The organism is Streptococcus sp. CCH8-H5 (assembly GCF_001556505.1).
In the GTDB taxonomy this organism is placed as follows: domain Bacteria; phylum Bacillota; class Bacilli; order Lactobacillales; family Streptococcaceae; genus Streptococcus.
Window position 1 is genome coordinate 1 of the sequence record NZ_LSIZ01000028.1, and the last position, 249, is coordinate 249.

The 249-nt window shown below is 45.4% G+C and carries 1 protein-coding gene; it reads right to left on the reverse strand.

Going from position 1 to position 249, the window contains the following annotated elements; genetic code table 11:
* A partial coding sequence (locus tag AX663_RS01360; RefSeq protein ID WP_156430744.1) for a hypothetical protein occupies positions 1-249 on the reverse strand: 249 nt, incomplete at both ends.

Sequence of the window (249 nt, forward strand, 5' to 3'; positions counted from 1 at the left end):
TGCAGTTCCTACGAATGATTTTTCTGGAACAAAGGTTACGGTTCCGTCTGCTGCTACTGTGTATGTACCAACACCATCAACAGTCTTAGTCGTTGAACCATCATCAAATGTTGCTGGAACATCGTCATTCATTGGTACACGGCTGTCACCTTCGGTGAAGGTTGGCTTACCGGTTTGAGTTGCACCTTGAATATCTGTTGATGTTGCTGGTTCCGCTGTTGGAGTAACTGGAGTTACTGTTGGTGTGTA